The following is a 249-nucleotide window of genomic DNA, read 5'->3' on the forward strand; positions in this document are numbered from 1 at the left end:
GCTTCGAAGTGGCGCGCGCCGCCCCTTCCGTATCGACGGCCCACAGACCGTCGGTGCGGCCGGTGGCCTTGTTGTTGTTGCCGTCGGTCGAAACCCAGAGGCGGCCGGCAGCATCGACGGCGCAGTTGTCGGGCATGCCGAACCAGCCGTTCTTGGTCGTTTCGGTCGAGAAGGTCGCGCCGACGGCCGCGACCGAGGGATCGCCGCACTTCAGGAGCACTTCCCACTTGCCCGATGTGGCAGTGAAAT

The 249-nt window shown here is 66.7% G+C and carries 1 protein-coding gene; it reads right to left on the reverse strand.

The features are described from left to right. Positions 1-249 (reverse strand): alkaline phosphatase PhoX (locus tag EOD29_RS33785; RefSeq protein WP_127248878.1); only part of this gene is annotated, 249 nt, incomplete at both ends.

The organism is Mesorhizobium sp. M1A.T.Ca.IN.004.03.1.1 (genome assembly GCF_003997555.1).
In the GTDB taxonomy this organism is placed as follows: domain Bacteria; phylum Pseudomonadota; class Alphaproteobacteria; order Rhizobiales; family Rhizobiaceae; genus Mesorhizobium.